Source organism: Rothia sp. 27098_8_29 (assembly GCF_041432785.1).
Taxonomy (GTDB): domain Bacteria; phylum Actinomycetota; class Actinomycetes; order Actinomycetales; family Micrococcaceae; genus Rothia; species Rothia mucilaginosa.
In genome coordinates this window covers 180,853-204,213 of sequence record NZ_JAPWAI010000001.1, presented here as the reverse complement: position 1 = coordinate 204,213, position 23,361 = coordinate 180,853, and the positions used below count along the sequence as shown (strand labels likewise).

The 23,361-nt window shown below is 58.4% G+C and carries 18 protein-coding genes; 3 read left to right on the top strand and 15 right to left on the bottom strand.

Annotation, left to right across the window (positions count from 1 at the left end; all coding sequences use genetic code 11):
* Window positions 1-56: 56 nt before the first annotated feature.
* From O3649_RS00835 to modA, 15 genes are all read right to left on the bottom strand, one after another.
* Window positions 57-1,553, bottom strand: coding sequence for an L-serine ammonia-lyase (locus O3649_RS00835; protein WP_314365029.1), 1,497 nt, complete (start codon window positions 1,551-1,553; stop codon window positions 57-59).
* A 276-nt stretch (window positions 1,554-1,829) separates the two neighbouring features.
* On the bottom strand, window positions 1,830-2,948 hold the full coding sequence (gcvT, locus tag O3649_RS00830) for a glycine cleavage system aminomethyltransferase GcvT (RefSeq protein ID WP_005508390.1): 1,119 nt from the start codon (window positions 2,946-2,948) through the stop codon (window positions 1,830-1,832).
* Between the two features lie 172 nt (window positions 2,949-3,120).
* On the bottom strand, window positions 3,121-5,961 hold the full coding sequence (gene gcvP, locus O3649_RS00825) for an aminomethyl-transferring glycine dehydrogenase (protein ID WP_371572338.1): 2,841 nt from the start codon (window positions 5,959-5,961) through the stop codon (window positions 3,121-3,123).
* Window positions 5,962-6,245: 284 nt separating this feature from the next.
* On the bottom strand, window positions 6,246-7,466 hold the full coding sequence (locus tag O3649_RS00820) for a nitrate/nitrite transporter (RefSeq protein WP_005504924.1): 1,221 nt from the start codon (window positions 7,464-7,466) through the stop codon (window positions 6,246-6,248).
* 30 nt (window positions 7,467-7,496) lie between these two features.
* Window positions 7,497-8,330, bottom strand: a complete 834-nt coding sequence (gene narI, locus O3649_RS00815) for a respiratory nitrate reductase subunit gamma (RefSeq protein WP_070642956.1) — start codon at window positions 8,328-8,330, stop codon at window positions 7,497-7,499.
* 26 nt (window positions 8,331-8,356) lie between these two features.
* Window positions 8,357-9,097 (bottom strand): nitrate reductase molybdenum cofactor assembly chaperone, encoded by a 741-nt coding sequence (narJ, locus tag O3649_RS00810; RefSeq protein ID WP_005504922.1) that lies wholly within the window; start codon window positions 9,095-9,097, stop codon window positions 8,357-8,359.
* A 3-nt stretch (window positions 9,098-9,100) separates the two neighbouring features.
* A complete protein-coding gene (gene narH / locus O3649_RS00805; RefSeq protein WP_005504921.1) occupies window positions 9,101-10,714 on the bottom strand; it encodes a nitrate reductase subunit beta in 1,614 nt (537 codons plus the stop codon).
* A complete protein-coding gene (locus O3649_RS00800) occupies window positions 10,714-14,433 on the bottom strand; it encodes a nitrate reductase subunit alpha (RefSeq protein ID WP_371572336.1) in 3,720 nt (1,239 codons plus the stop codon). Before O3649_RS00800 ends, narH begins: the two co-directional genes overlap by 1 nt.
* A 78-nt stretch (window positions 14,434-14,511) precedes the next feature.
* Window positions 14,512-15,705: a ThiF family adenylyltransferase gene (locus O3649_RS00795; protein WP_371572334.1), complete on the bottom strand. Its 1,194-nt coding sequence runs from the start codon at window positions 15,703-15,705 to the stop codon at window positions 14,512-14,514.
* A 113-nt stretch (window positions 15,706-15,818) separates the two neighbouring features.
* A complete protein-coding gene (locus tag O3649_RS00790) occupies window positions 15,819-16,325 on the bottom strand; it encodes a molybdenum cofactor biosynthesis protein MoaE (protein ID WP_005504913.1) in 507 nt (168 codons plus the stop codon).
* The gene (locus O3649_RS00785; RefSeq protein ID WP_005508377.1) at window positions 16,315-16,833 is read right to left on the bottom strand and encodes a molybdenum cofactor biosynthesis protein B; all 519 of its coding nucleotides are present in this window, start codon (window positions 16,831-16,833) and stop codon (window positions 16,315-16,317) included. The genes O3649_RS00790 and O3649_RS00785 overlap by 11 nt, the downstream gene beginning before the upstream one ends.
* Before the next feature lie 56 nt (window positions 16,834-16,889).
* Window positions 16,890-17,390: a cyclic pyranopterin monophosphate synthase MoaC gene (gene moaC, locus O3649_RS00780; protein WP_044150196.1), complete on the bottom strand. Its 501-nt coding sequence runs from the start codon at window positions 17,388-17,390 to the stop codon at window positions 16,890-16,892.
* 108 nt (window positions 17,391-17,498) lie between these two features.
* A complete protein-coding gene (locus O3649_RS00775) occupies window positions 17,499-18,878 on the bottom strand; it encodes a molybdopterin molybdotransferase MoeA (RefSeq protein ID WP_371572331.1) in 1,380 nt (459 codons plus the stop codon).
* Window positions 18,879-19,002: 124 nt separating this feature from the next.
* Window positions 19,003-19,803: an ABC transporter permease gene (locus O3649_RS00770; RefSeq protein WP_371572330.1), complete on the bottom strand. Its 801-nt coding sequence runs from the start codon at window positions 19,801-19,803 to the stop codon at window positions 19,003-19,005.
* A gap of 115 nt (window positions 19,804-19,918) precedes the next feature.
* Entirely contained in the window at window positions 19,919-20,725 is an 807-nt protein-coding gene (gene modA / locus O3649_RS00765; protein WP_070688586.1) for a molybdate ABC transporter substrate-binding protein, read from the bottom strand.
* Window positions 20,726-20,957: 232 nt separating this feature from the next.
* Between modA and moaA the strand changes: the two genes are divergently transcribed.
* The 3 genes from moaA to O3649_RS00750 all read left to right on the top strand — a co-directional run bounded on the left by moaA (window position 20,958) and on the right by O3649_RS00750 (window position 23,271).
* A complete protein-coding gene (gene moaA, locus O3649_RS00760; protein WP_371572327.1) occupies window positions 20,958-22,169 on the top strand; it encodes a GTP 3',8-cyclase MoaA in 1,212 nt (403 codons plus the stop codon).
* A 128-nt stretch (window positions 22,170-22,297) separates the two neighbouring features.
* Window positions 22,298-22,564 (top strand): MoaD/ThiS family protein, encoded by a 267-nt coding sequence (locus O3649_RS00755; protein WP_294640228.1) that lies wholly within the window; start codon window positions 22,298-22,300, stop codon window positions 22,562-22,564.
* Window positions 22,564-23,271: a molybdenum cofactor guanylyltransferase gene (locus tag O3649_RS00750; protein ID WP_371572325.1), complete on the top strand. Its 708-nt coding sequence runs from the start codon at window positions 22,564-22,566 to the stop codon at window positions 23,269-23,271. Before O3649_RS00755 ends, O3649_RS00750 begins: the two co-directional genes overlap by 1 nt.
* The last annotated feature ends 90 nt before the right edge of the window (window positions 23,272-23,361 follow it).

Sequence of the window (23,361 nt, the reverse complement as noted above, 5' to 3'; positions counted from 1 at the left end):
AATCCCTTCTGTCTACCACACCCTCATCAGGAGTGCAAACCTGCCACAGCGTGCACCTAGCATTCCACCACGTTCACAGCCAAACCACCCATGGACGTCTCCTTATAGCGGTGAGACATATCCAAACCGGTCTGACGCATCGTCTCAATCACCTGATCCAACGACACACGGTGCGTACCATCACCACGCAACGCCATACGAGCCGCCGTCACAGCATTCGACGCAGCCATCGCATTACGCTCAATACAGGGAATCTGCACCAAACCACCCACCGGGTCACACGTCAGACCCAGGTTGTGTTCCATCGCAATCTCAGCCGCATTCTCAACCTGCTCGGGAGTACCACCCATCACCTGCGCCAAACCAGCAGCAGCCATCGAGGAGGCACTGCCCACCTCACCCTGGCAACCCACCTCAGCACCAGAAATCGACGCGCGCTTCTTATACAGCACACCCACAGCAGCAGACGCCAAGAAGAAATCAACAACCGCCTGATCACGAGCAGCCTGACCGCAATGGCGAATACCCTGCGTGTAATTCATCGCGTAATGCAACACTGCAGGAATAATACCCGCAGCACCATTCGTCGGAGCAGTCACCACACGGCCGCCAAAAGCGTTCTCCTCATTGACCGCCAAAGCAATCAGGTTCACCCAGTCAATAGCGAACTCAGGAGACTTCGAAGGATCCTCCACCATCAAATCGCGATGCCACGCACCCGCACGGCAACGCACCTTCAGAGGCCCCGGCAAATAACCCACACGCGCCAGAGAAGAGCCAATGCACTCCTTCATCACACGGTAGATATGCAAGATGCCATCACGGACCTCCTGCTCAGAACGCAGAGAACACTCATTCGCCATCTTCAACTGCGCAATCGACAGACCAGACTCATTCGCCATCTCCAGCAGCTCAGCAGCCGAACCAAACGGATACGGAGGGTTCATCAGCGACGCACAACCGGTCGCCTCCTCATCACCCTCAACAATGAAGCCACCACCAATCGAATAGTAAGTGCGCTCCAACAGCAACTGCTCACCCGCAAACGCCGCAATCTTCATACCGTTCGTATGGCGCGGAAGAACCGTCAACGGACGCAGAGTCATATCCAGCTCACGGTAATTCACCACCGGGCCGTACACCTTCTGCTCCTCACCACCGGGCGCACTCACACCGTAAGCAGAGGAGGGGTAACCCGCCAGAGGCAACGTGCCATCCACGCTATTACGCTCAATCATCGCCTCAGAATCAGCGATATTAATCGTCTCCGGAACAAAACCACACAGACCCTTCAACGCAGCGCTCATCGTGCCGTGACCAGCGCCCGTAGCCGCCAACGAACCATACAGATCAACATGTACGCCCGTCACACGGTCCAACAGGCCCTCATCAATCAGCTCCGCCACAAAACGGTTCGAAGCGCGCATCGGCCCCACGGTATGCGAGCTCGAAGGACCCACACCAACGCTGAACATCTCAAAAACACTGATGTCATACGGCAGAGCCTCTGCCTTCTTCTGGGCGCTGCTGGGCGCGCTCTGGTTAATAGCCACGTTCTGTCCTTCAAATAAATAATGTCTGTGCACCGCACCAAAAGATACGCGCCCCTCAACGGAGGAACCACACATCAACCTGCGGTCTATAAGTGCGGACAATCACCCTTGACTGGCCGCTCTAATCCTAACGCACTTCAGAACCAGCACAAACTAAGGCTCAGAACACCTCATACACTCCCCCACCACTCAACGCCCACCTCACGGCGCAGAAAAGGCGCCGTGCCCACACAGGACACGACGCCTCTACCCTACAGATTACCTGCAGAAAAACTCTTACTTCTCACGCTTGTAGAACGGCAGAGCCACAACATCAAACGGAGCACGCTTACCGCGGATATCAACATCCACAGTAGAACCAACCTCAGAGAATTCACGGTTCACCAGCGCCATAGCAATCGGGAAGCCCAGAGTCGGGGAAGGAATACCGGAGGTAACCTCACCAATCTCATTGCCCTCAGCATCCACCAGCTTAGAACCGGCACGAGCAGGACGCTTCGCCTGAGCCTTCAAACCAACCAGGATGCGCTTCGACTCGCTCTTAGCCAGCTCAGTCAGAGCCTCACGACCAACGAAGTCAGCTGCCTTCTTCTCCAGAGCAATCTCAACCAGACGGCCCAGACCGGACTCAAACGGAGTAATCTCAAGACCCAGCTCATGACCGTACAGCGGCATACCAGCCTCAAGACGCAGGGAGTCACGAGAAGCCAGACCGGCAGGAATCATACCGAAAGGCTCACCAGCAGCAGCCAGCTTATCCCACAGCTCAACAGCGTTCTCATTCGGAACGAACAGCTCGAAGCCGTCCTCACCGGTGTAACCGGTACGAGCCAGCAGAACATCAACACCGGCAACAGTCAGCGGCACCGAAGCGTAGTACTTCAGCTCGCGGACAGCCTCCTCATCAGAAACACCAGCAGCCAGCAGAATCTCCTCAGCACGAGGACCCTGAACAGCCACCAGGGAAGTCTGCTCCGACTCGTTCACGAACTCAACGTTGAAATCGCCCAGGCGCTCGCTCATCGCAGCGAAGTCAGTGTCAATGTTCGAAGCGTTCGGAACGACCATGAACTCCTCATCGCCCAGACGGTAAGTAATCAGGTCGTCAATCACGCCGCCCTTGTCGTTGACCAGGATCGAGTACTTTGCCTTACCGACCTTCAGGATGGACATGTTCGACACCAGAGCGTAATCCAGGAACGCGCCCGCATCCGGACCGGTCACACGGAACTCACCCATGTGGGACAGGTCGAAAATACCGGCACGAGTACGGACCGCCTCATGCTCAGCAACATCATTAGCGTACTTCAGGGGCATATCCCAGCCGCCGAAGTCGGTGAAAGAAGCGCCAAGCTTCTCGTGGACAGAGTACAGAGAGGTCTTCTTGGGGGACATTAGATTCTCCTCACGCACAGCCTTGTGCTGTTATCGTTCAATCGTCGTAGATTTAGTTCACCCCCACAGACACGAGATACGCTGCGGAGGCGATCCCCACCCGCCCCCAGGAACCTGAGGACGGGTGAGGCAGGTAGACCGCTACAGCCTACCCAGGAGCGTTACAGGCTCCTTATGCTTCCAGGTCGAAAGCCTCCATCGGGGGGCATTCGCACACGAAGTTACGGTCACCGCCAGCGCCATCAATACGACCCACCGAAGTGAAGTACTTATTAGCGCGCAGGCTCGGGACAGGGAAAGCTGCCTGAGTACGGCTGTAGGGGCGATCCCACTCATCAGCGCTCACCACATCAACGGTGTGCGGTGCGTTGCGTAGAACCGAATCCTCCACAGCGACCTTGCCCTCAGCCACCTCGATAATCTCATCGTAGATGGTCTCCATTGCCTCAATGAAGCGGTCCAGCTCTTCCTTCGACTCAGACTCAGTCGGCTCAACCATCAGGGTGCCCGGAACCGGGAACGCCAGGGTCGGAGCGTGGAAGCCGAAGTCCATCAGACGCTTGCAGACATCCTCAGCAGTCACGTGAGACTGATCGGTCAGCTGACGCAGGTCCAGGATGCACTCGTGAGCGACCAGACCGCCGGGGCCGGTGTACAGCACCGGGTACTTGTCGTTGAGCTTCTTCGCAATGTAGTTAGCGTTCAGAACCGCGTACTGCGAAGAGTCCTTCAGACCCTGAGCACCAGTCATCGCAATGTACATCCAGCTAATCGGCAGAACACCAGCAGAACCGAAGAACGCCTGCGAAATCGGCAGTGCAGCATCGTTGGGGAGCTTACCTTCAGCATCAGCGCGGTATGCGTCACCGGGCAGGAACTTCGCCAAGTGCTCACGAACAGCCAGCGGGCCAACACCGGGGCCGCCACCACCGTGAGGAATGGAGAAGGTCTTGTGCAGGTTCAGGTGCGAAACGTCGCCGCCGAACTTACCGGGCTGAGCGAAGCCCATCTGAGCGTTCAGGTTCGCGCCATCCAGGTACACCTGGCCGCCAGCCTCGTGAACCAGCTGGCAAACCTCAGCAACCTGCTCCTCAAACACACCGTGAGTGGAAGGGTAGGTAATCATGATGCCGGCAACCTTGGGGCCGTACTTCTCAATCTTTGCCTTCAGGTCGTCAACATCAATCGAACCGTCAGCCGCAGTTGCCACACCGGCAACCTTCAGACCAGCCAGAGCAGCAGATGCCGCGTTGGTGCCGTGAGCAGACAGCGGAATCAGGACGGTATCGCGCTCGTGGTCACCGTTAGCCTCATGGAAGGAACGGATAGCGCGCAGACCAGCGTACTCACCGGTCGCACCCGAGTTCGGCTGCAGCGAGATAGCATCGTAACCGGTAATAGCAACCAGCCACTCGCTCAAATCCTTAATCAGCTCGTGCCAGCCCTCAGCCTGATTCTCCGGGACCAGCGGGTGGATGTTCGCGAACTCAGGCCAGGAGATGGGCTCCATCTCAGCGGCCGCGTTCAGCTTCATAGTGCACGAACCCAGCGGAATCATGGTGCGGTCAAGTGCCAGATCCTTGTCAGCGAGGTGACGCAGGTAGCGCATCATCTCGGTCTCGGAACGGTACTTGTGGAAAATCGGGTGCTGCATGTACTCATCGGTACGCAGCAGCTCAGCAGGCAGATCGTACTGTGCATCTGCCTCGCCCAGGGTGCCGCCCAGAGCCTCGACCAGGCCCTTGAGCAGTTCCTCACCGTGAGACTCACCCACGGAAATACCGACGCGGTTCTCGTCGAAGCGGCGGATGTTCACGCCAGCTTCCAGAGCCTTCGCAACCAGCTCGTCAGCACGGCCAGCAGCCTCCACCACGACGGTGTCGAAGAAAGTATCGTGAGCGATACCGTAGCCCGCAGCCTTCAGCGCGGTAGCAACACGAGCGGCGTTAGTGTGCAGGCGGTTCGCGATAGCGCGCAGACCCTCAGGACCGTGGTACATCGCGTAAGCGCCAGCAACAATCGCCAGCAGAGCCTGAGCAGTACAAATGTTGGAAGTAGCCTTCTCACGGCGGATGTGCTGCTCGCGAGTCTGCAGAGCCAGACGGTACGCAGGCTTACCAGCCGAATCCTTAGAAACACCCACCAGACGGCCAGGCATGGTACGCTCCATGCCCTTGTGAACAGCCATGTACGCAGCGTGGGGGCCACCGAAGAAGAAGGGCAGACCGAAACGCTGAGTGTTACCCACAGCGATATCAGCACCCAGCTCACCCGGAGACTTCAGCAGGGTCAGAGCCAACAGGTCAGCGACCACAGTGACCAGGGCGTTACGCTCCTTAGCGGCCTTAATCAGCGGCTCAATATCGCGAATATCGCCTTCATTGCCGGGGTACGCCAGGACGATACCGTACAGGTCGCCCTCGGGCAGACCCTCAGAGAAATCAGTAATGACGAAGGGAATGCCGAGCATCTCTGCACGGCCGCGAGTCACCGAAATAACCTGAGGCAGGCAACGGGAGTCAATCGCGAAGAAGCCATTCTTCACCTTGCGGTTCGCACGGTGCATCATGACAGCTGCCTCAGCTACTGCGGATGCCTCATCCAGCAGGGAGGAGTTTGCAATCTCCAGGCCGGTCAGCTCCATCACGGTGTTCTGGAAGTTCAGCAGAGCCTCCAGACGGCCCTGAGAAATCTCAGCCTGGTACGGGGTGTAAGAAGTGTAGAAACCGGGGTTTTCCAGAATGTTACGGCGCAGAACCGCGGGAGTTACTGCATCGTAGTATCCGGCACCAATCATCTGGGCGAGAACCTTATTCTTCGCAGCATAGCCGGCAATCTTTGCCTGAGCCTCATGCTCCGACAGCGGAGCAGGCAACTGCAATTCGCCGTCAAGGCGAATCTGGGAGGGGACGACAGCGTCCATCAGCGCATCCAGGGAAGAGTATCCCAGGGTTTCGAGCATCTGCTCTGCGTCTGCGGAACGGGGGCCGAGATGACGATCAATAAAGGACATAGGATTCTCCTATTGGTCGGCGCAAACCGTAGAGGGGTCACGTCGCGCTATTGCGACGAGTCGAACATCTTAAGTGTCCCACATCTCCATGAAGTTTTGCCACCTTTATCAGCATTCGACATGCCAGAATATCAAGCTCTTCGCTACCCCAAATCCCACCCTCTACTAGCTGAAAAACAGCAAAAATACGCAAAGCCCGGCTCGTCCTCTCCGAAGAGAAAACGAGCCGGGCTCAGTCAAAGCAAACTTCACATACACCCTGCAGAAGGATGTACTAGAAGAACCTACTTAGCGTGGTTGGGCTTGCCACCGTGCGGCACCAGGAATGCCGACAGGAAAGCCAGAGCCGCAGTCACAGCCAGCAGCATCAGACCGATGAAGTAGTTGTTCTCAGCCTGGTTGTAGGTTGCACCCATCACCAGCGGCGGGAAGAAACCACCCAGAGCGCCAGCAGCAGCAACCACACCGGACACCGCACCAACGTTCTTCGGATCAGCCGCACGAGCCACCCAGCCGAAGACCGAGCCGTGGCCCAGACCCAGAAGAGCAGCCATCAGGATGAAAACAGCACCATACACGTGCTCAGCATCAGGCTGGAACGCGGTAATAACTGCCAGGATCACCACACCACCCAGGGAGATGAGGGTGATAATCTTCGGACCGAACTTATCAGCCAGCACACCACCGAAGGGACGAGCAATCACAGCAGCAACCGCAAAGCCAGCCGCACGCATACCAGCGTCGTTAGCGTTGAAGTTGTAGATGTTGCTCAGGTAAGTAGGCAGGTAGTTCGAGAATGCCACGAACGCACCGAACACAACAGCGTAGAGGAAGCACAGCTGCCAAGTGGTCTTCACCTTGAATGCCTGAACAATCTTCGGCATCAGCGGAGTAACCTCACGGCCGATGGTTGCCGGGGAATCCTTCAAGAAGAAGAAAGAGATAGCAGCGGTTACAGCACAGATAACAGCAATCAGAACGTGAGTCTGGAAGTAACCAATACCCTGCACCAGGCGGGGGGTAGCGAATGCAGAAATTGCAGTACCCACCATGCCGGCACCGAACACACCGGTCGCAAAACCCTTCTTGGAAGCGTCATACCATGCGGAACTGAAGGGAATACCCACAGCGAACACGGTACCCGCAATACCCAGGAAGAACGCCACAACAAGCAGCATGGGCAGCGAGTTCATCTGACCAGCAACACCAACCAGGAAGACCAGGGGTGCGCTAATCGCCAGAACAGCGGTGAACATAATACGACCACCGTAGCGGTCAGTCAGACCACCAACGGGAATACGGCCGATAGCGCCGATGAAAATCGGCATAGCAACCAGAAGGCTGGTCATACCAGCGTCCAGGTGCATCTGCTTTGCGTACATCTTGGCCAGCGGGCCAACAACGGTCCACGCCCAGAAACCAATGGTCGAGGCGAAGGTTGCAAGCAGAACGTTACGGAGCTGACCATTCTTCAGGTCGTAGCTCGGTGCAGCAGGGGTGCTCATATTTCCTCTTTTGCAATATGGATATGTGTATTAGCGGTCGGCGCGCTCACGCGGGAGAGTACCAACCGGATCCCAACCTCGACGTGCACCAACACGCTGGCCGCCACGAGAGCGGTACACGGTGTAGGGGCGGAAGAGGTAGTGCAGAGGCACAGTCAGTGCATGCACCAGGCGGGTAAACGGCCAAATGATGAACAGAACCATAGCCACCACGATGTGAATCTTGAAAGCCACAGGAATATTCACCATCAGAGCCACCTCAGGGTGGAAGTAGAACAGCGAACGGAACCACACAGAAATGGTCTCACGGTAGTTGAAGTGAACCTCGTGACCATTCACCGGAGGCAAACCACCCGAGGGGTTCACTGCCGAAATTAGAGTAGCCGCAGTACCGGCGAGAATCACCAGAACCAAAACGACATACATGAAAACGTCATTACGAGTGGTAGCCGAACGCACACGAGAGTTCGAAACACGGCGACCAATCAGAACAAACATACCAACAATGGTTGCGACCGCAGCAACAGAACCGCCAGCCAGCGCCACAATGTGGTAAGTGTCCTCCGAAATGACCAGGTCGGTGAATGCCTTAGGCACCAGCAGACCACCAACGTGGCCAAGGAAAACGGCCGCAAGACCGTAATGGAACAGGGGCGAAGCGATGCGCAACAGCTTCGATTCATAGACCTGGGACGAGCGGGTAGTCCATCCGAACTGGTCAGTACGGTAACGCCAAATGGTGCCACCAATCAGAATGACCAGTGCAACATAGGGCAGAACGCCCCACAGCAGGATGTCAACAATACCCGGATCGGCTACAGCCTGTGCAGCATGTCCTGCGTTCTCAGAAGCAAGTACGTACACGTGTTGTCTCCTCACAAGGGATAAAACTAGTTAGAACGAGCCGAAGCCTGCTGGAGCAGCTGATGATCAGCGTAGCCATTCAGGCCAACAGTCTCGACGGGAGGGCCGTAGCCAGCCATCTTCTGGACCTCCTCCTGAGTCTGCGGAGAGACGCCAGGAAGGGTATCGCAGATGCTCTGCAACAACCCGTAGTGGGGCAGATTTCCGTCCTTCATGGACAGACGAAGAAGCTCAAGGGACGGACGGTACGCCTGCAAAGCGGAACGTCCCTTACGGCGATCCACCAACGCACAGAACTCCAGCACCAGCGGCAGGTAGTCCGGAAGTTCACCATTCAAAACGGTCAACATACCGGAGTCGCGGTACATCTGCTTAAAACGCAGGAGCGTCTCACCACGGCGGCGGGTATCACCATCGGTCCAGTAGGACAGATGCAGAGAATGACGACGTGAAAGGTCGTACTCCTGCACGTACTCGGACTGCACATCCTCCAGGTCCTTAGAAGTCAGCCACTGCTGAACCGCATCAACGGCAGCAATGAAAGCCTCATCCTGGGTGGAAGCGGTAATCTCCACCAGTTCAGGCAGAACCTTCAGAGTCTCCTCATCGGGGTAGCCCAGGAGCATACCGCTCACCTGGTAAATCACCGAGTCCTTATCCTCGCCGGGACCGTAATCGATATCAAACGGGTTCTCCGGCTGAGCCGGCTCCGAGACAGTAGCCTCGGAACCGGCCTTGCCCATGAGCTTGGAAAAGAATCCAGCCACTTATTACTTCTTTCCGGTGGTATTCGGGAAGAGGCCGTCAGGACGGGAAGAACCGTCCCAGCTGAACAAGCTGACCTTGTTGTTAGCCTCGTAGACACCGGTGGACACGGGGGTCGGGCGACCCTCCATGTCGTTGAACGCATCGCCGTACATGCCGGGTCCGCCATCCACGCTCAGGGAGCAGCCCATTTCCTCAAGGTTGTGGGCGTCTTCCATGTGAGCCTTCGGAATGACGTAACGCTCGTTGTACTTAGCGATAGCCATCAGGCGGTACATCTCGTACACCTGCTGACCAGTCATGCCAACTGCCTGAGCAATCTCCTCGTTGCCTTCGCCACCGAGGTTGATGTCACGCATGTACGAACGCATCGCAGCCAGGCGGCGCAGAACGTTAGTAACAACCTCAGTGTCACCAGCGGTGAACAGCTCAGCCAGGTACTCAACCGGAATACGGAGAGACTCAATAGCGCCGAACAGGTTGTTGCTGTTCTCTGCATCGTGGCCCTGCTCCTTGAGCAGGTCAACAATCGGAGACAGCGGCGGCACGTACCAAACCATCGGCATGGTGCGGTACTCGGGGTGCAGGGGCAGAGCCACCTTCCACTCCTTCGCCAGCTTGTACACGGGCGACTTCTGAGCTGCAGTAATCCACGCATCGGGGATGTCGTTCTTACGAGCCTGCTCAATCACAGCCGGATCCGAAGGATCAAGCATCAGCGACAGCTGAGCCTCGTAGAGATCCTTCTCATCCTCGACCGAAGCAGCCTCAGTCACGCGGTCTGCATCGTAGAGGAAGATACCGATGTAGCGCATACGACCAACACAGGTCTCAGCACACACGGTCGGAATACCAGCCTCAATACGGGGGTAGCAGAAGGTACACTTCTCAGCCTTACCCGTCTTGTGGTTGAAGTACACCTTCTTGTAGGGGCAGCCGGTGATGCACTGACGCCAACCGCGGCAACGGTCCTGGTCAACCAGAACGATACCGTCCTCAGCGCGCTTGTAGATAGCGCCGGAGGGGCAAGAAGCCATGCAGGAGGGGTTCAAGCAGTGCTCACAAATACGAGGCAGGTAGAACATGAAGGTCTGCTCGAACTCGAACTTAATCTTGTCCTCTGCCTTCTTGCGAACCTTCTCAACCAGCGGGTCCAGGTGACCGTACTCGGTCGCACCAGCCAGGTTGTCGTCCCAGTTCATACCCCACTCGACCTTGGTGTCCTCACCGGTGATGAGGGAGACCGGCTTAGCAGCCGGGAAGTCATCACCCAGAGGAGCACTGGTCAGGTTCTGGTAATCGTAGGTCCAGGGCTCGTAGTAGTCGTTCAGCTCGGGCTGAATCGGGGAAGCGAAGATCGTGAAGAGCTTCTGGAAGCGGTTACCGCTCTTGAGCTCCAGACGACCGCGCTTGTTCAGCACCCAGCCGCCCTTCCACTTCTCCTGATCCTCGTAACGGCGGGGGTAACCCTGGCCGGGACGAGTCTCAACGTTGTTGAACCAGACGTACTCGGTACCGGCTCGGTTCGTCCATGCCTGCTTACAGGTCACGGAGCAGGTGTGGCAGCCGATGCACTTATCGAGCGCCATCACCATAGCAACTTGTGCCATAACGCGCATTAGAAAGTTACCTCCTGGGACTTACGGCGACGGATGTACGAGACGATGTCTCGCTGGTTACCGGTCGGTCCAAGATAGTTGAAGGCGAACGCCTGGTGAGCGTAGCCACCAATCATGTGGGTGGGCTTCAGAAGAATACGGGTCACCGAGTTGTGAATACCACCGCGCTTACCGGTGACTTCAGACTTCGGGCTAACCATACGCTCCTGAGCGTGGTAGACGTAGCAAACGCCCTCGGGCATACGGTGCGAAACAACCGCACGGCCGACGAAGACACCATTGGTGTTCACACACTCAATCCACTCGCCATCCTTGACGCCAATCTTCTCAGCGTCCTGCGGGCTCATCCATGCAGTCGGACCGCCACGGAACATGCTCAGCATGTAGTGGTTATCGAAGTACTGCGAGTGAATTGCCCACTTGTTGTGCGGGGTCAGGTAGCGAACAGCAACCGAAACACCATCGGTAGTACCGAGCTCAGGCTCGTTGTACAGGCCGGTCATATCCAGCGGCGGACGGTAAATCGGCAGAGCCTCGCCCATTTCGTGCATCCAGTCGTGGTCGAGGAAGAAGTGCATACGGCCGGTCAGGGTGTGGAACGGCTTCTTCTTCTCGATGTTGACGGTGAACGGAGCGTAACGGCGACCACCGGTCTCCGAACCGGACCACTCGGGGGAGGTCATCACGGGCTGCGGTGCGGCCTGGGTCATGGGGAAGGTGATACGACGTTCCTCGTTACCTTCTGCCAGGTCCATCAGGTGCAGACCGGTCTGCTTCTCAAGCTCCTTGAAGCCCTTGACAGCGACCTCACCGTTGGAGGTACCGGAAATCATGAGGATTGCTTCAGAAATCTTCACGTCGGTATCCAGTGCCGGACGGCCTGCGCCCTTACCGGAGTCCATCACACCGAATTCCTTAGCCATCTTCGCGACTTCGTCCTTCAGGTCGTAAGTGATGAACTTGGTGGTTGCACCGAGCTTATCGAACAGCGGGCCAACGGTGGTGTACATGTCGTACAGTGCGCCGTAGTCGCGCTCGACGGTGACGAAGTTCGGCATGTTCTTGCCGGGTACGCCCACCATACCGGGGGTGTTCTTCCAGTCGGGTGCGTGACCGCCGGGCTGAGCAATCTGGCCGGGGGTGTCGTGCAACAGCGGGACCGAAACGATGTCCTTACGGACGCCGAGGTGCTTCTTAGCCAGGCGGCTGAACTCAAACGCCAGTGCCTTGAAGGTCTCGTGGTCGGTCTTTGCCTCCCACGGCGGGTCAATTGCCGGGGAGAATGCGTGCAGGAACGGGTGCATATCGGTCGAGGAGATATCGTGCTTCTCGTACCAGGTAGCAGTCGGCAGAACGATGTCAGACAGCAGGGTCGTGGAGGTCATACGGAAGTCCGAGGTGACCAGCAAATCCAGCTTGCCCTGAGGCGCGTCCTCAACCCACTTCACTTCGTTCGGCAGCTTCTCCGAGTCGGAGCCCTGGACGTTGTCCATGCTACCGACCAGGTGCTTCAGGAAGTAGCTCTCACCCTTAGCGGAGGAACCGAACAGGTTCGAACGCCACAGGGTCAGGGTACGAGGCCAGTTGACGGGGTTGTCAACGTCCTCAACGGAGAACTCCAGGTCACCGGAGTTCAGGCGCTGTGCAATGTAGTCCGCGTTCGAGGAAGCCTCGCCGCGTGCCACTGCCTGCTCTGCCTTGTCTGCCAGATCCAGCGAGTTCTCGGGGAACTGCGGGTAGAACGGCATCCAGCCCATACGGGTAGAACGTGCCACAACGTCAGCAGTGTGAACGTCGCGCAGCTCGCCCTTAGCCAGCGGGGACTGCAGGTAGTCGGTGGAGTATGCGTCCTGACGGAACTGGTCAGTGTGCATGTACCAGAAGCCGGTACCGATCATGTGACGCGGCGGGCGGCTCCAGTCCAGAGCGTTCGCAATGTTGGTCAGACCGGTCAGAGGACGTGCCTTCTCCTGGCCCACGTAGTGAGCCCAACCGCCACCGTTACGGCCCTGGCAACCGGTCAGGTTCAGCAGAGCGAGGATAGCGCGGTAGGTGGTGTCAGCGTGGTACCACTGGCAAATACCTGCACCGAAGATGACCATGGAGCGACCGCCGGAATCAAGGGCGCTCTTGGCGAACTCGCGGGCAACGCGAATAACAGCCTCGGCGGGGACAGAAGTAATCTGCTCCTGCCATGCCGGGGTGTTCTGAACGTTCCAGTCCTCATAGTCCTTAGCCCAGGTACCGGGCAGACCCTCACGGCCCACACCGTACTGTGCCAGCATGATGTCGAAGACGGTAGTAACTTCGTGACCATCAACGTAGGTTACGGGCACGCCGCGGGTAATGACGTCGCCGTGGCCCTTCGGGTTGTCGAAGGTCGGCATCTTGATCTCTGCAGCTGCAGTCTGGCCCTGGGGCAGGTCGCGAATCGACAGGATCGGCTTACGGCCCTGCAGGTCCAGGTTCCACTTGCCCTGGTCTTCCTGAGCGTAACGGTGACCCATGGTGCCGTTGGGCACGAAGACCTCACCGGTCTCGCGGTCCATCAGGACGGGCTTGAAGTCAGCGTTAGCCTGCTCAGCCTCGCCAGCGAGCTTAGCTGCGGTCAGGAACTTGGAGGGAACCTTAATGCCGTCTTCGCGGGTTTCCAGGGTGACCAGGAAGGGAAGGTCGGTGTAGGTTACAGAGAAGTCCTCAAAGAACTCGACACGCTGGTCGACGTAGTTCTCCTTGAGGATGACGTGACCCATTGCCATTGCCAGAGCCGCGTCAGTACCTGCCTGTGCGGGCAGCCACTCGTCAGCGAACTTGGTGTTGTCGGCGTAGTCGGGGCTCACGGTGACGACCTTGGTACCGCGGTAGCGGACCTCGGAGACCCAGTGAGCGTCCGGGGTACGGGTCAGCGGAACGTTTGCACCCCACATGATGAGGTATGCAGCGTCCCACCAGTCACCGGACTCGGGCACGTCGGTCTGGTCGCCGAAGACCTGCGGGGAAGCCACGGGGAGGTCAGCGTACCAGTCGTAGAAGCTGGTCATGACGCCACCGGCCAGCTGGATGTAGCGAACACCCGCACTGAAGGACGCCATGGACATTGCCGGAATCGGGGTGAAGCCGGTGTTACGGTCGGGGCCGTAGTACTTGATGGTGTGCACGTGAGCAGCAGCCATCAGCTCGAGAGCCTCAGCCCAGGTCGAGCGCACCAGACCACCCTTACCGCGTGCGTTCACGTAGCGTGCACGCTTGGCGGGGTCGGACACGATGGAGTGGAAGGCGTCCACGGGATCGTTGTGGATTGCCTTCGCTTCGCGGTACATCTCCAGCAGGAGACCGCGAACATAGGGGTACTTAACGCGGGTGGGAGAGTAGGTGTACCACGAGAATGCTGCACCGCGGGGGCAACCGCGGGGCTCGTACTCGGGGCGGTCGGGACCAACCGAGGGGTAGTCGGTTTCCTGTGCTTCCCAGGTGATAATGCCGTCCTTGACGTACACCTTCCAGGAGCAGGAGCCGGTGCAGTTCACGCCGTGGGTAGAGCGAACTTCCTTATCGTGGCTCCAACGGTCGCGGTAGAAGGCGTCACCTTCGCGGCCGCCTTCACGGAAGACGGCGCGGCCGTCTTCAGTCTCATCCCAGCGGGAGAAGAACTTACCGAACTTGATCAGCTGATCGGTAAGGGGGCCGTCCGGGCCCTTAATCTGTGATGCTTGTTCCATACTGCCCAATATATCGGAAATTTGGCATGGAAAATACGAGATAAAAACCTTGCCTAATTCATGCGAAATAAGGGTGCTTTAGACCGTAAGCCAGGCGGAAATTCCACCCTCAAGCATGTACACAGAACGCTCCTCCAGAGGCGCTATTTCACGAGCCGCCTCAACCGTTCGGGTGTATCCAGTGCAGTAAATAACGATTTTCTGGGCATTTGCGGGGATTTTACGCTCAATCAGGGCTTTGAGAGAGTCATTTCGAGCTGCTTCAAGCAATTCAGTGAGGGGTAGATTGATGGCACCATCAATCGCAAAGGCATTGAACTCCACCTGCTCACGGACATCCAAAAGGGCAATATTTTCACCCGATGACATCTTTTTAAGGTCCTGAGCGCTCATTGAGCGGGGCTTCGAGTCGGCAGAAGAGCTTGTAAAATCCTGAGAAATGTTACGAATTGTTACATGATTTTTGGGCTTATGACTCGTTTCTTGGGGCAAAACAGCGCTTTTCTTAGGTACAGCTTGCACGCTAGCTACAAGAGGTATATATTCCCACCTTCCGCTTAACGCCGAATATAGGCCAACCTCACCCATGAGCGGCTCCCCCACCCTGGTCAGCAGCTTCACCGCCTCCATGGCCATCGCAGCACCCACCACGCCAGCCATAGCACCCACCACGCCAGCAGTACTACACGACGGCACGCTACCGGCAGCAGGAGCATGAGGGTACAAATCCTCATACACCGGACCACGACCAGCCCAAAACACACTCAGCTGCGCGTCAAAACCAAGAATCGCAGCCCATACATGCGCAATCCCAGCACGCGCAGCCGCCGCCGACACCACATAACGCGACTCAAAATTATCGCTACCATCCAGCACCAGGTCAGCACCAAACAGAAGCTCATCAACATTCGCCTCCGTCAAACGCTCACGCACAGGCACAACCTCAATAAAAGGATTCAGCGAGCGCAAAGACTCTGCGGCAGACTCAGCCTTAGAATTACCCACCCTGGCGTGCGTATGAATCACCTGGCGGTGCAGATTCGAAGCATCCACGAAGTCATCATCAACCACCACAATCTGACCAACCCCAGCACCCGCCAGGTACAGCAGCGCGGGAGCACCCAAACCGCCAGCACCCAGCACCACCACGCGTGCGCGCTTGAGCGCCAGCTGAGCCTCGTAGCCCATTTCGGGCAGAATCAGCTGACGAGAATAGAACGCACGCTCAACGGCAGAGAGCTCGCCCGTGCTAGTTGAAGGCTGAGAAGACATAGGGATTCCTCGCGTCTAGTAGTAGAGGTGACTTGAGCTTTCAAGGAGAATAAGCCTGCCCGAGAGAAATCCCCCTGACAGGCTTATATAGAGATATCAGAATATTCAGAAGGCTAAGCAGGCGAAGTGTCCACACCAACCCACTCGATGCTTCCATCGAGCAGTTCCTGTTCCTTCCAAATCGGCACACGAGCCTTCACCCGGTCAGCCACCAGCTCACAGGCATCAAACGCGCGGCCACGGTGAGCAGCCGCCGCCATCACGGTCAGAGCCGACTCACCAATAGCAATCGGACCCACACGATGCACAGCCCACAGACGCACACCGTCCAGCTCGGCAGCAACCTCGGCGGCAACCTCCGCAATATACTCACGAGCCTGCGGATGCGCGCTATAGGACAGCCCGCGCACCGCACTACCGTGATCATGGTTGCGTACAATACCGTCAAAAATTACCAGGGCACCCATGGCGTCAGTCATGACCTCAGCCTTAGCCGCCGCGTACAGCGGCTCCAGGGGCGCCTCCGTAATATCGGTGAACACCACGGTCGAGCCGCTCGGCTCAGCACCGTGCGCACCCGAATGGTCCAGGGATTCTTCGTTCTGCGGCTTAGTGGTCATGGTAGTCCTCCATCTGGCGGCAAATGTGCTCAACAAGCGGGTCGAGGGTTGCCACGCCGTCCTTCACACCACCGCGCGAACCGGGCAGGGTCATCACGAAGGTGCGGTCAATGACGCCCGCCACGCCGCGTGAAAGCACCGCCGCGGGAACGTTCTTCAGACCGTTCATCCAGAAAGCGTGCATGATGCCGGGTACTTCCTTATCCAGGTGGGGGCGAACCGCCTCCACGGTCTGGTCGTCAGAGTTCAGACCGGTACCACCGCTGGTCAGGATGAAGGTCGGCAGGTTACCGTTCTTCTTACCTTCGGCCACCAGGGTGTTAAAGTACTCGACAATATCGCGGTCTTCAATGACCACGGCATCCGGGGTGTCGAAACCGCGCGAGCGCAGCCACTCCACAGCGATGGGGCCGGACTTATCCTCGTACACGCCGCGGGCTGCACGGGTGGAGGCGACAATAACCAAGCCGGTGAGGTTCTCGGGCATGGTGTAGTCTTCGCTACTCATTGGAATTCCTTTTCTGTATCTATCAGATGACGATGGGGGCGGTGCGCCGCCGCAGCTTAGGAGTCCTCGCGGACGGACCAGTCGCCGGACTTGCCGCCGCTCTTCTCCAGAACACGGATATCGGTAATGACGGCGTGCTTATCGACTGCCTTAATCATGTCGAAAACGGTCAGCGCCGCCGAGGAGACGGCGGTGAGCGCCTCCATCTCTACGCCGGTGACGCCACGGGTCTTCACGGACGCCTCAATACGCACAAAGTCGGTGCCACGCTCAAAGTCCACCGTAATCTTACCCAGGGGCAGCGGGTGGCAGAGGGGAATGATTTCCGGGGTGCGCTTAGCGCCCATGATGCCGGCAACACGTGCAACGGGAAGAGCGTCGCCCTTGGGCAGATCGGCATCAAAAATCATGGCAATCACGTCTTCGCGGGTGCGCACGGTCGCCTCAGCCAGGGCGGTTCGGGTAGTGACCGACTTCTCCGTAACGTCCACCATGTGTGCCGAGCCGTCGGCGCGCACATGGGTCAGTTCCTGGTTGGGCTGCGAGGTAGAGGTCATCGTTTCTCCTGGCTTCTGCGCGGTATTCTTCTGCCGCGAATCGTTACTTAGTGTGAGTCTCAATTATTCCTTGTCGTTCAAGCAAGGAACAATGCGGGGGTGTTTCGCTTAGTTATCGGTGAGGCGAATGCGGTGGTAGTGTACCGCCTCTCCCCCGGTGTAGGTGGTTCCGGGCGCCAGCTCGATGAGCACATCTGCCTGGGCGGCGCGGTGTAGCAGGTGCGAGCCTGAGAGGATGTCCGGGTAGAGCTCCACCCGGTAGGTTCCGGGTTCCACCTCGACCATGGCGAGGGTGCCGCGCAGGAACTGGCGCTTAGTCGCCGGTGCGGTGAGCGGGGTGTCGGTGACGAGCACGCCTCGGGGTGCGTTGTTCAGGCTTGCCTGTTCGGAGGCAACCGCGTGGGGCACGCCGTAGGGGCCACCGGCACGCAGGTAGGGGCGAAGAATCAGCGCGTACGAGATGAGGGTGCTCACCGGGTTGCCGGGGAAGGAAATCATGGGCACGCGGTGACCCTTGAAAGCGAGAACGTTTACGCCCTGGGGGCCGCCGGGCTGCTGGCTGACGTGGCCGAACCAGGAGACGGGCACCAGAATATCGGCTTCGTGCGCCTTGGCGATGGCGTTGCGCACCACCTCGTATTTACCGTGGCTAATACCGCCTGAGGTAATGATGATGTCCGGTTTGAAGCTCTCGTATTCTGCCGTGAGGCCGTGCAACAGCTCGATGGGATCATCACCAATAGCGATACGCCGCACCTCCGCTCCGTCTTCGCGGAGCATGGCGGTGAGCATGGGGCCGTTGGCGTCAAAAATCTGGCCCTGGCCGAGTTCCTGGGTGGTGGCGCTGCCGTCTTCTTCAACACCGGAGAGGATCTCGTCGCCACCGGTGCAGACGAGCACGCGGGGACCTGCCGCGACGGTCAAGCGGGCATAGCCCTGGGATGCGAGCGCACCGAGCAGAGCGGGGGTGACGCGTTCACCGGCGCGTGCGAGGACCTGACCGGTGACGACGTCTTCACCGCGGCGGCGCACGAACTGCCCGGGCTTGCCGGGGGCAAGTTTGACCTTTTCGCTGGGGCGGCCGAAGGATTCGGGCAGGTCGGGGTATTCGATGCGTTCGGACTGTTCGACGGCAATAACGGCGTCGTAGCCCTTGGGCATGGGCGCGCCGGTCATGATGGGGTAGGTCAGGTCGTCGGAGGAGCGGGAACGCTGCAGGGGGCGGCCGGCGGGGATTTCGCGTCCGACGGTGAAGATGCGGTCTTCGCGTCCTGCGGCTTCAGCGGTGAGGGCGTAGCCGTCCATTTGGGAGTTGTCGAAGCTGGGTACGTCCATACGTGCGGTGACGTCTTGGGCGAGGATGCGTCCTGCCGCATGGTAGAGGGGAACCGTTTCTGCTGTGCCGATGAAGACTTCGCGTAGCAGGAGCGCCAGGTAGGCGCGGTATTCTTCGGTGCTAGGGGTTCCATTGAATTCGGGGGAAATCATGGCGGTTCCAATCGTGCGGCGGCGGTTATGACTAGTGTAGGTGTGTGTTTGTGGACTGGTAAATGCAGTTTTGCCTAAGGACCGGTGTGTGCCGGCCGGTATGTGGGGCAAGTGACGAAGCGGCTTATCGGGTGCTTTCGCGTAGTTTTTTGAGGGCACGGATCAGGCCGAGGACCCCGAAGATTCCTAAGTAGAGGCTGATGAGTATCAGGGCGCTTCCGAGGGCGCTGGGGATGTCGCTGCTGTTGATGGCTAGGTCGATGGCGAGGGGTATGGTTTGGGTTTTTCCTTGGACGTTGCCGGCGAAGGTGACGGTTGCGCCGTATTCACCAAGCGCTCGGGCGAAGGAGAGAAGGAAGGCGGTGGCGAGGCCGGGCGCGGCGAGGGGCAGGAGCACTTTGAAGGTGATTTCTGCGGGTTTAGCGCCTTCGACGAGGGCGATTTCTTCGTATTCGCGGGGAATAGCCTGCAGGGTGGTGACTGCGGTGGCAACGAAGAAGGGTAGGGCGACGAAGACCTGGGCGATAATCACCGCGTTGGGGGTGAAGGGGATGGAGATTCCTGCCTGGTAGAGGTAGGTGCCGATCATGCCTTTGCGTCCCCAGAAGAAGAGCAGTCCGAGGCCGGAGACGACCGGGGAGAGAATCACCGGGGTGTAGATGATGGCGTAGAGAACTGACCCGAATCGGTGCAACCGCGAGCGGTTGAGCACTTTGGAGAGCACGAGCGCCAGGGGTGCGCCGAGAAGGCCACAGATAAGGGTGGAGGCGGCAGCGGTGCCTAGCGAGAGGTTCGCCGCCCCGAGCACCTGCGGGGTGAAGATGCTGCCGAGCTGGCTCCAGGGGATATTGAGGAAGAGCCCGAGGAGCGGCCCGGCGATGAGGAAAACACCCAGCGACGCCGGAACCAGGAAGAGCACGGGCACGGAGGCGAAGAGGCTACTTCCGGGTGTGCGTGAGGTTCCGGCGTTGCGATGGGTAGCGGTAGTGTCTGTCATGGGTGATGAGACGCGGGTTGTTCCCTACTGTGGCGGTGTTGAATTACTGTGCGGTGTTGAAGCCGTACTCGGTGAGGATTTTCTTCGCCTCGTCGGAGTTCTTCAGCCATTCGTTGAACTTCTTCGCGGTTTCGGAGGAGGAGCCGGTCTTGCTGAGCGCTGCGGGGTATTCGTTGCGTTCCACATCGGTCAGCTCGACGGAGCCGAGGTTGACGCCCTTTTTCTTCGCGGCGGCGAGGTCGGTGGTATAGATGAAGCCCGCATCGGCGTTACCAGTGGTGACCTTGGTGGCTACGTCGGTGACCTTGCTTTCGGTGGTTGCGTTCTTGAGGGTGATGTCGTGCTTCTTCAGTTCCTGGTGGGCGATGGTGCCGCAGGGGACGTCTTCTTTGCAGACTGCGACGACGCCGTCGGTGGTCTTGAGGTCGTCGAGGCTGTTGATCTTGCCGGGGTTGCCTTCGGCGGTGACGAGCACGAGCTTGTTGGTGACCAGAACGTTGGTTTCGGAGTCGGAGAACTGGTCGAGCTTCTTTGCTTTGTCCATGTTCTTGGTGTCTGCGGTGATGAGCAGGTCGGGGGTTGCGCCCTGTTCGATCTGGTTGACGAGCTTTGCGGAGCCTTCATAGACGAAGGTGACGTCTACGCCGGGGTTGGCGGCTTCGTATGCCTTTTCGAGGTCTGCACCTGCGTTGTTCAGGGAGGCGGCGGCGAAGACCTCGACCTTGCCGGAAGCAGCCTGGCTACTCGATGCGGAGGCAGTGGACGAAGAGGAGCTCTGGGTGGCGCCGCATCCGGTGAGGGCGAGGGTTGCTGCGGCAAGCGCGCTGAGGGCTGCGAGGGGGGTCTTCATGAGGTATTTCCTTGGTTAGTTCGTACTGCTATTGAAGGTGAGGTGCGTCCATGTGCGGGCTCTGTATGACGTTCCGTGTACGTCCCTAGCTTGTACACGCGGCGTTACTTCGTCGTGGTTGTCTGCCGTGGCGCAGTTGTAACTTACCCTGCACACACTATGTACGGGGCGCCGGAACATGGAATAATCATATTGTCACCTGAAATATGCAAATTTTCCACATAGGTTTTACATGGCGTACACGGCAAATTCGGCCTCTTCTGAGCTCATTGCGGGCCCAACGTTAAGCACCTTATCTTCTGCGGAGGGTAACGGGGCTGCTTTTATTACGCCCGAAAAATCTGAGAGTGGCGTAAAGGTCGAGCGTAAGCTCCCGAATATTACAAACAGCGGTCCGCTCTTGGACCGTTGGGGTCGCGTGGCGACGGATCTGCGTATCTCTCTGACCGATAAATGTAATCTTCGTTGCATTTATTGCATGCCGGCGGATGGTTTGCAGTGGCTTCCCAAGGAGAATCTGCTCTCCGCCGAGGAGATCGCGCGCCTTGCCGATATTGCGATTACTGAGCTGGGCGTTGAGGAGATCCGCTTTACCGGTGGCGAGCCGCTGGTGCGCGCCGATTTGGTGGACATTATTTCCCGTATCCATCAGGCGCATCCGGATGTTCCGCTTGCTATTACAACGAACGGTATTGGTTTAGAGAAGCGTGCCACCGCCCTGGCGGAGGCTGGTCTGACCCGCATCAATGTTTCTCTGGATACGATTTGCCGTGAAACCTTTGCCGAGTTGACCCGCCGCGATAAGCTCGATGCCGTGCTCAAGGGTATTGACGGTGCTGCTGAGGCTGGTCTGTGGCCCATCAAGATTAATGCTGTGCTGATGCCGGGTCTGAATGATGATCAGGCTCCGGAGCTTCTGCGCTGGGCATTGGCGGGCGGTTATCAGCTGCGTTTTATTGAGCAGATGCCGCTGGATGCCGATAACCGTTGGACCCGTGAGGGCACGATTACTGCCGCTGAGATTCGCGAGAAACTGTCGGCTGAGTACGTTCTAGGTTCGGTGGCTGAGGCTCGCGGCGACTCCCCCGCTCAGCTGTGGGAGGTGTACCCGCTCGGCACTGCCCTGGATGAGGCGGGCTTCCCGGCTGACGACACCGAGTCGCTGGGCCGTGTGGGCATTATCGCTTCGGTGACGGAGTCGTTCTGCAATGCGTGCACTCGTACCCGTCTGACGGCGGACGGCAAGATTCGCTCGTGCTTGTTCTCTGACACTGAGACTGATCTAATGCAGCTTCTACGCTCCGGCGCTGACGATCAGCAGCTGGCTCTACGTTGGCGTGAGGGCATGTGGTTTAAGCCGCGCGCTCACGGTAAGGAAGACGCTGACTTCGATATTGAGGAGTTCGCCAAGGCGAGCCGCTCGATGAGCGCTATTGGTGGCTAAGGAAACTACCCTATTTATTAGCCGGATATACAGCCCAATACGTGTGGGACAAGGTCTTTTACTGGCACCTTACACCCTCTGGCTTTCGGCTACCCTACTCAGAGTTTGATCAAGGATTGAGGAGCATTATGCAGGTTCATTTTTTCGCTGCCGCGCGTTCTGCGGCGGGTACCGCGCAGCTGTCGGTGCCCCTGGCTGAGCTGCCGTCTGCAACTCTTGGCGCGCTGATTGAGCATCTGGGCCAGAGCTTGGAGGGCACGACCCCTTCGGGTCTGACTCTTGCGCAGGTCATGGAGCAGTGCTCGTTCCTGGTCAACGGTGCCCGTTCTGATGCGCAGGCTCCGCTGCAGGATACCGATCGTGTGGACGTTCTGCCTCCCTTTGCGGGTGGATAATGCGGGCGGATAAGATACCCGGTTCTGAGCTTGCCGCTGAGGGTGATTTTTCGTGCGCCGCGGTCGTTGTTGCCGGAGGCGCTTCTCGCCGCCTGAACCACGTGCCGAAGGCGTCCCTGTCTGATGGCACGAATACCCTGCTGGGTTGTGCCCTGGAGGCGGTGGACGCCGCGTCCCCGCGTGTGGTGGTGGGTCCTGAGAGCTTGCCGTTGCCTACCGGGGTGTTGCGTACTCGTGAGGATCCGCCGTTTTCGGGTCCTGCCGCGGCGATTCATGCCGGGTTGGAGTGTATTGCGGCGGATTGTGAGCGCTCGCAGACCCCGTTGCCGGGCTGGTGCCTGATTTTGGGTGTGGATACTCCGCGTATTGCTCCGGCGGTTCAGCAGCTGATTGCCGCGGCACGAAGTGCTGAGCAGGTAGCGGCTACCCTCTCCCCCACCGGTTCTAAAGCGCCCAGTGACTCTGAAGCTTCTGAGGGTTTCTGGGGTGTTTCTGAGGGCATCTATCAGCCGCTGGTGGGTATTTACCGTTTTGAGGCGATCCGTTCGGTCTTTTCGACCGGTACGACTGACGCTTCTGTTCGTTCTTTTTTGCGCCGTCTGAACCCCGCGGCGGTGGAGATGTCTGCCGCTGATACCGCCGATGTTGATACCTGGGAGCAGGCGCAGGCTCTCGGCTATACGACCTCGCTCTGGTCGAGTTATTAGCACGAGTTATTAGCATCTGAGGCGCGCGGGAGCGCTAGTTGCCAAGCTACGAGTACCCTAGTGGTAGGTCTTAACGCCCGACCGGGCGAT

What these genes read in the sequence shown, in the direction of transcription:
- gcvT (WP_005508390.1), bottom strand. Translation starts at nt 2,948, where the DNA reads ATGTCCCCCAAGAAGACCTCTCTGTACTCTGTCCACGAGAAGCTTGGC.
- gcvP (WP_371572338.1), bottom strand. Translation starts at nt 5,961, where the DNA reads ATGTCCTTTATTGATCGTCATCTCGGCCCCCGTTCCGCAGACGCAGAG.
- O3649_RS00820 (WP_005504924.1), bottom strand. Translation starts at nt 7,466, where the DNA reads ATGAGCACCCCTGCTGCACCGAGCTACGACCTGAAGAATGGTCAGCTC.
- narH (WP_005504921.1), bottom strand. Translation starts at nt 10,714, where the DNA reads ATGCGCGTTATGGCACAAGTTGCTATGGTGATGGCGCTCGATAAGTGC.
- O3649_RS00800 (WP_371572336.1), bottom strand. Translation starts at nt 14,433, where the DNA reads ATGGAACAAGCATCACAGATTAAGGGCCCGGACGGCCCCCTTACCGAT.
- O3649_RS00795 (WP_371572334.1), bottom strand. Translation starts at nt 15,705, where the DNA reads ATGTCTTCTCAGCCTTCAACTAGCACGGGCGAGCTCTCTGCCGTTGAG.
- O3649_RS00790 (WP_005504913.1), bottom strand. Translation starts at nt 16,325, where the DNA reads ATGACCACTAAGCCGCAGAACGAAGAATCCCTGGACCATTCGGGTGCG.
- O3649_RS00785 (WP_005508377.1), bottom strand. Translation starts at nt 16,833, where the DNA reads ATGAGTAGCGAAGACTACACCATGCCCGAGAACCTCACCGGCTTGGTT.
- moaC (WP_044150196.1), bottom strand. Translation starts at nt 17,390, where the DNA reads ATGACCTCTACCTCGCAGCCCAACCAGGAACTGACCCATGTGCGCGCC.
- O3649_RS00775 (WP_371572331.1), bottom strand. Translation starts at nt 18,878, where the DNA reads ATGATTTCCCCCGAATTCAATGGAACCCCTAGCACCGAAGAATACCGC.
- modA (WP_070688586.1), bottom strand. Translation starts at nt 20,725, where the DNA reads ATGAAGACCCCCCTCGCAGCCCTCAGCGCGCTTGCCGCAGCAACCCTC.
- moaA (WP_371572327.1), top strand. Translation starts at nt 20,958, where the DNA reads ATGGCGTACACGGCAAATTCGGCCTCTTCTGAGCTCATTGCGGGCCCA.
- O3649_RS00755 (WP_294640228.1), top strand. Translation starts at nt 22,298, where the DNA reads ATGCAGGTTCATTTTTTCGCTGCCGCGCGTTCTGCGGCGGGTACCGCG.
- O3649_RS00750 (WP_371572325.1), top strand. Translation starts at nt 22,564, where the DNA reads ATGCGGGCGGATAAGATACCCGGTTCTGAGCTTGCCGCTGAGGGTGAT.